The organism is Hydrocoleum sp. CS-953 (assembly GCF_002260545.1).
Classification (GTDB): Bacteria; Cyanobacteriota; Cyanobacteriia; order Cyanobacteriales; family Microcoleaceae; genus Trichodesmium.
In genome coordinates this window covers 1-6,409 of the sequence record NZ_LGSU01001059.1, presented here as the reverse complement: position 1 = coordinate 6,409, position 6,409 = coordinate 1, and the positions used below count along the sequence as shown (strand labels likewise).

4 protein-coding genes are annotated in these 6,409 nt (G+C 33.3%); 1 reads left to right on the top strand and 3 read right to left on the bottom strand.

Annotated elements, in window-relative coordinates; translation table 11 throughout:
* Positions 1 to 237 precede the first annotated feature (237 nt).
* The 3 genes from AFK68_RS15660 to AFK68_RS15650 form a co-directional block, all read right to left on the bottom strand.
* Positions 238 to 1,287, bottom strand: a complete 1,050-nt coding sequence (locus tag AFK68_RS15660; protein WP_094673595.1) for a homogentisate phytyltransferase — start codon at positions 1,285 to 1,287, stop codon at positions 238 to 240.
* Positions 1,288 to 2,004: 717 nt separating this feature from the next.
* Positions 2,005 to 2,703 (bottom strand): TrkA family potassium uptake protein, encoded by a 699-nt coding sequence (locus tag AFK68_RS15655; protein ID WP_094673594.1) that lies wholly within the window; start codon positions 2,701 to 2,703, stop codon positions 2,005 to 2,007.
* Between the two features lie 382 nt (positions 2,704 to 3,085).
* Positions 3,086 to 4,417, bottom strand: coding sequence for a TrkH family potassium uptake protein (locus AFK68_RS15650; protein WP_094673593.1), 1,332 nt, complete (start codon positions 4,415 to 4,417; stop codon positions 3,086 to 3,088).
* A gap of 1,003 nt (positions 4,418 to 5,420) precedes the next feature.
* Between AFK68_RS15650 and AFK68_RS15645 the strand changes: the two genes are divergently transcribed.
* Positions 5,421 to 6,287: a methyltransferase domain-containing protein gene (locus AFK68_RS15645; protein WP_094673592.1), complete on the top strand. Its 867-nt coding sequence runs from the start codon at positions 5,421 to 5,423 to the stop codon at positions 6,285 to 6,287.
* Positions 6,288 to 6,409: the final 122 nt, after the last annotated feature.

The following is a 6,409-nucleotide window of genomic DNA, read 5'->3' as shown; positions in this document are numbered from 1 at the left end:
TTTTAATTAATGATTGAATTAACTATTGCGCTACAGTTTTTAGATTTTAGATAAACTGTCTGGGTGGCGATAGTGCTAGGCACCGCTACGCGTTTTCCTGCGGAATGCTGCGCAAACATGTCGCGAAGCGAAACGCCTAATACCATTTCTCAATGAAATTCCACTTACAGAAATTTCCGAAGTTATGACAAGATTATAAATTTTCTTACTTTTAACTTTTGACTTTTGACTTTTAACTTAAAAAAGACAAGCCATAGGAAAAACTAGATATTCTAGGAAAAATAGTTTCCAAATAAATTGATAAAAATCAGCGATCGCCTTTTTATCTTGCAGGTCTACTTTTTGACTACGCCACCACATTATCCCTAAAGCAAATAAATGAGTTATTAGCAAAAAAATCAGATTAATATTTGCCGACCAAGCTACACCAAAAATAATCATACCGATATAGCAAATTGTTAATACCCACCTTGCCAAATTAAAGACAGCAAATACTCCTAACTTAATCGTAAATGTATTGATATTATATTGACGGTCTCCTTCAATATCTGGAATATCTTTAAAAATAGCAATAGCAAAAGTAAATACTATCACAAACAAAGTTAGCGCCCAAACTGTCGGAGGAATTTCTGGAATTATCAAGCTTTTTTTGAGGAGAATTATGTCACCTACATCTCCCATCCATTTATTTAAACTTCCTGAGACTTCATCAAATTTTTCCCATCCCCAAACAAAGCTTAAAAATATACCTAAATTAACAATTACTCCCCGCACAATAAAAATACATAGTGCTGCCAAAACAGGAAATCTTTTTAATCGGATAGGAGGTAAAGAATAAGCTGTACCAATTGCCAAACTTATCCCCACTGTACCCAATAAAAACGGTCCGCCAATCAGAGCCAAACTTAAACCCAAAACACCCATTATTACCACAATTATTTGACCAGAAAACAGAGAAAATTCACCAGCAGCTATAGGCAGATAAGGTTTATTAATTTTATCTATTTCCACATCCTCTAACTGATTCAATCCTACAATATAAACATTTCCACATAGACAACTTATCCAAGTTACTAATAACAGAATTAAACTGTATATAAAAGAAGATTGATTAAAAAACTTAGAGGGATCACCTATAGCAATTAGATATAAAGCCAGCACACTTAATGTTGTACCAATAATTGTATGTGGACGAGCAAACTTCCAAAAACTATATAGCCACGGCACATATTTTTGTACCAAATTAGTTGTAAATTTTGCCTCTTGATAACCAGAAAATTCTCCCATAATTACCTTAAATTATTTTTCTTTAAAATCATTATTTAAACAAGAAGATAATAATCATAAAGTTGACTAAATATCTTCACCTAAATCATCTCTATTTGTCGTAAAAAATCGGAGTAGCAAGTTAGCTAAAGACTGACTTATTCCTCCTTCCGTCCTTCCTTATTCCTTTTTCCTGCTTCTTTCCTCCTGATTTAAAAAAGAAGAGAAATATCAGAAATTTGACTAAATATCTTAACTGAAATCATCTCTATTTGTCGGAAAACAATCGCAGTAGCAAGTCAGCTAAAGAGTTATACCAATTCCCATGTATTAATGCTATACTTAGACAAAACTTCAGTTATTAAGTAATTAAACATTATGTAATTACTTTTTTGTTAGTTTCAGGAAATTTAGCATTAATTATTGTTGTTTTACTTCTCCCGTACGGACGTTGCACAGGCAAAAATGGGTTTTCCGTTCCGGAATGCTCCGCTTTCCATGTCGCGCAGCATTAGCGGAGCTTTGCGTTAGCAAAACGTCCCTACACTCCCCAACTCCCCTACTTCAATCAAATGTAGAAAAGTTTTTGAGAAATGATATTACTTCTTCCTTCTTCCTGATTTAAACAAGAAGAGAAGAATCAGAGAGTTGACTAAATATTTTAACCTAAATCATCTCTTTGTGTACGGAAAAAATCGGAGTAGCAAGTAAGATAAAGACTTCCTTTTTCCTTCTTCCTTACTTTGGCAAACGATTAATATCTTCATTAGAACCTAGCACAATTATTACTGTTCCTTTTTGTAAAATTGTAGTTGGCTTGGGATTAATTGTAAATTTTTCACTCTGAGTGCCAACTGCCAATAAATTTAAACCATATTTATTCCGTATTTCTAAATCAGCAATAGTTTTACCATCAAATTTATCAGGTACAATAATTTCTACGATACTATGGTCTGGGTCGATGTCAAATTTCTCAATTATTCTAGGTTTAGTTAGTAATCTTGCTAATTCCAAACCCATTTCTCTTTCAGGAAAAACCACATAATCTGCTCCAACTTTTTCTAACAGTTTTTTATGAGTTTTAGAAGAAGCTTTAGCTACCACAAACTTTACCCCTGCTTCTTTGAGATTAAGAGTAGTAGTAATACTTTCCGCCAAATAATTACCAATTGCGACAATTACTGTATCAAAGTCTAAAATACCAACCTGTTTAATCGCATTAATTTCTGTTGAATCTAATCTAAAAGCATGATAAGAAATTTTATCGCTTAGAGCTTGATTTACCATTTTTTCTTCTCTATCAATAGCTAATACTTCATAACCTAAATTATGTAATGTTTCACAAACAGCTCTACCAAATCTGCCTAAACCAATTACAGCAAATTTTTTATTTTCCGGACGCAAATTTTGCCAAAAATTCCAAGATGATAATTTCACTAAAAATTCAGCGTTATATTTGATTGAATAGCCAAGACAACGCTGCCTCCAAATATCTATTTTAAAGTAAGCATTCAACTATGAGTCATTAACTCATTATTAGACCAAAGTAAGAATTATTCTCCTTGGAGAATGAAAAGTTACTAAATATTTGCTTGATTCTTTTAAAAGCTTTTTGCGTAGCATTCCGCAAGAAATCCAAGCTAACTGAATACTTACATTTTTAGATTCTACCAATCAAATAAAAGTTTTGAACAACTGTTTCAATTCTCTGGTTGAAAATGTAGTAAAAGTTAAGCGAATTTTTGTTTCATTCATTAAAAAGCTGATAGCTGTTGGCGGAGCATTCCGTAGGAAATACTAATAGCTGAATGCTTAAAGATTATACAAATAAATTTTCCTCTGGATATTCAACTACACTAAGCTTTTTTTCAGCAAAAACAGTTGAAACCAATAATAATACACCTACCCTACCTATATACATTGTTGCAATTAAGACTAATTGCCCAGGAATTGTAAAATTAGAAGTAACACCTTTAGATAAACCCACTGTAGCAAAAGCAGATACAACCTCAAAGAAAATCTGAGTTAATTCTAATTGTTTGTCAGTAAATACAATTACAGTAGTAGCAACAGCCACCAATAAAGTTGATGCAAAAACTATACCAATAGCTTTAATAATAACTATTATTGGAATTTTACGTTGATAACATAACACTTCATCCCTACCTTCTAGAGCTGCTTTTGTACTATTAAATAATATTCTAAAAGTTGTAGTTTTAATTCCTCCTCCAGTGCTACCCGGACTAGCACCAATAAACATTAAAGCAATTGTGATAAATAAACCAGCATCAGTCAAATTGCCAATATCAATAGTGTTAAAACCTGCAGTTCTAATAGTCACAGATTGAAACCAAGCAGCAATTAATTTTTCCCCTAAGTTTAAACTTTCTAGAGTATTAGGATTATGAAATTCGGCAATAAAAAAAGCAATTAAACCAACTATTAATAGAAAAATAGTAGTATTAGTCACCACTTTAAAGTGTAGAGAAAAACTGTGACAGGTTTGTGTTCCTTGCCAACGTTTTTTCAGCCATAAAAACATTTCCATAATAACTTGATACCCCAATCCACCAAATATAATTAAACCAGTAATTACAAAATTTAGTAGTGGAGAATTGACATATTGAACAAACCCATTTGAATACAAACTAAAACCAGCATTGTTAAAAGCATTAACGCTATGAAAAATAGAATACCAACAACCTTCTTGAAAGCCATAAATTGGCACAAAAACTAATAGTAATAACAAAATCCCAGTTAATTCAAAAACAATTGTTGTTGCTAAAATTGACTTAATTAAACCCTCTACACCTGCTAATTCAACCTGTTCCAAAGATTGCTGAAGAGCTACTTTTTCTCTCAGACTAAATTTACGACCTAGTAACAACAAAAGAATAGTTGTAGCAGTCATATAACCAAAAGCTCCAATTTGAACTAATAATAATAGGAAAAACTGCCCCCAAAATGAATAATATTCTCCCACATTCACGACTGACAGTCCAGTTACACAAACAGCAGAAGTTGCTGTGAATAAAGCAGTTACAGGATGACCCCAATTCCCATTACTCATGGAGATAGGTAACATGAGTAATATAGTTCCAATAGTAATGACAATAATAAAACCTTGGCAAATAGTTCGAGCTACAGTCATTGCAATTTTTTAGTATGTATATTTATATTTTTGGTTAGTTGTTCAAGGAAAAATAACTAATATAGCAATTCCGATAATGGGTAAGCATTCAGCTATTAGCTCTCAGCTTTCAGCAATAATACCTTGCAAGGAAAATGAATATAGAGTTAACTTTTAGACTTTTTTTGTAGTAAGTTGAATTCTGGCTGAATTAGCTCCCTGAAGCAAATGGTCTAAATAAAGCTTTTATTCCACTCCTGCGGAGGAGCCTTGCTGTTAACGCAGTTCCTCCGCAGGAGGCTTGCTGACGGCTGAATGCTTACCATAATGGTGAGGTACAAAATTTTAGGTTTGAGGGAACAGGGAACAAAAAGACAAAAATACAACTGTACCTCATAACTTTGGGAAACGCTATACCAATTTTTGCTCAAAAATGACACAAATAATTATCTAAAATGTAAGTATTCAACCGTCCGCTATCAGTTATTAACTCATTATCTTATCAGGAGGAATTAGTCTCCAAGGAGAATTAAAAGTCCGACACGAAAAATGTTATCAGCCAACCTTAGTAAGTTATTACCTTCAAAAGCTGAATGCTAATAGCTAAATGCTTACTCTAAAATGAGAATTTATTACACATTTCAGCTAAAACAAAATAACTTTGAATTTTTGATATTTGTACTGATATTTTTACTCAAAATATAATAAGTCTAATAAAATCAACATAACTTATTCAGACGAAGCCAGAAATCCAGTTTTTTGAGTAGATTTCTATTTTTAAAACCAAGAATTTCTCGTATAAATTTGGTTTCTTTGCGTAATACCATTTCTGTATCAATTTACAGCTAAAAACCTCGCTCTTAAAAGTGAGGTTTAAATAAACAGGAGCTATCTAGGACAATAAGATTTGATAGACAATATATTAGGAAAATTCTTACAAAGAAATGGTATAAAGTTCAACTCATAAATTTAGAACCTTAATTAATCTATAATTATGACTATTAACTGATAACTGATAACTGAAATGACCTCAACCCTAATTGAAAAAATTCAACAATTCTATGATGCTTCCTCTAGTCTGTGGGAAGAAGCATGGGGCGAACATATGCACCACGGCTACTATGGGCCAGATGGTAAACAGAAAAAAAACAGGCGACAAGCTCAAATAGATATGATTGAGGAACTACTGCACTGGGGAGCCACAAATGAACCATCAAGTTTGTGGCCTCCCGCTTCGATCCTTGATGTAGGTTGTGGCATTGGTGGTAGTACACTCTACTTAGCCGAAAAATTTAATGCCACTGCTACTGGCATTACCCTTTCTCCTGTCCAGGCTAAAAGAGCTAAGGAACGCGCAGAGTCAGCCAACTTAACTCAACAGACTAATTTTATAGTGGCAGATGCCTTAGATATGCCATTTGCTGATGAGTCTTATGACTTGGTTTGGTCTCTCGAAAGTGGAGAACATATGCCCAATAAACAGAAATTTTTGCAAGAATGCCATCGAGTATTGAAGCCTGGTGGAAAAATAATTATGGCTACTTGGTGTCATCGTTCAGTAGATAGCTCTGATGGACAACTTACCGATGATGAACGGAGACACTTAGCTGATATTTATCGGGTTTATGCTTTACCTTACGTTATTTCTTTGCCAGAGTATCAAGCGATCGCCCAGAATATCGGTTTTCAAGATATCTCTACTGCCGACTGGTCAACTGCCGCTGCTCCTTTCTGGGATGTAGTGATTGAATCAGCTTTTGACCCTAAAGTTCTTCTTAGTTTACTCTTTAGTGGTTGGACAACAATTCAAGCTGCTCTTTCCCTAGAGTTAATGAGTCGTGGATATGAAAGAGGCTTAATTAAATTTGGTCTTTTGTGTGGGAATAAGTAATTAACTGGCACTAATCTTGATTTTAAGTCAGTAGAAATTAATACAAATTTTTATAAATTTTGACTCTAGGATATTTGATAAATATTAAATTCTGTAGCAATTTGGTCTTATATACTATAATT